The sequence below is a fragment of the Novacetimonas pomaceti genome, from assembly GCF_003207955.1.
GTDB lineage: Bacteria > Pseudomonadota > Alphaproteobacteria > Acetobacterales > Acetobacteraceae > Novacetimonas > Novacetimonas pomaceti.
In genome coordinates this window covers 1-565 of sequence record NZ_NOXG01000127.1, presented here as the reverse complement: position 1 = coordinate 565, position 565 = coordinate 1, and the positions used below count along the sequence as shown (strand labels likewise).

The window sequence follows — 565 nt, the reverse complement described above, 5'->3', positions numbered from 1 at the left end:
AGGGGCTGGCGCAGCCCGAGGCTGATGCCGGCCAGCAGACTGGAAAGAATACCGCCCATTGATATGATCCTGTCATGTCATGACCGGTTGGGGATCGGCGTCAAGCCATTCCCTGACAAGCGCCGGGTAGATGTCGGTGGGTCCGTTATGGAGACGGCCCAGTGGGAGGAGCCGGATGCCGTCCATCAGGGTGGTCGCGCTGGCATCGATCTGCGGGTCTGCCCGGTTCGCCATCAGCAGTGCAGTCGCCAGCAGCCGGGGTGACGTCGTCTCCAGCCGCCGCCGGGCTTCGGCAGTTCGCGCGTGCAGAGCGCGGAGCACAGCGAGAGAGCTTTTGCATTGCGCAGGCATCATCGCGGTATCCGCCCCTGACGCGATCGCGTCCATTGCACGATGCCAGACGATATCTTGTCCGTTTGGCCCATTGCCGAGCGTCTGCATGAGGGTCTGATGCGCGCAGCGGGTCATACCAACCATTGTTTGGCCTGACTCACGGGGTACCCATCGGTTTAAAAATGTGATTCATAGGATGCAGACCATTCTCTGAAGGAGGCATTCTGGATGG

At 61.2% G+C, this 565-nt stretch carries 1 protein-coding gene; it reads right to left on the bottom strand.

What is annotated here, in order from left to right:
* Positions 1–72 precede the first annotated feature (72 nt).
* Positions 73–321, bottom strand: a complete 249-nt coding sequence (locus CFR71_RS17095) for a hypothetical protein (protein WP_239020464.1) — start codon at positions 319–321, stop codon at positions 73–75.
* Between the last annotated feature and the right edge of the window lie 244 nt (positions 322–565).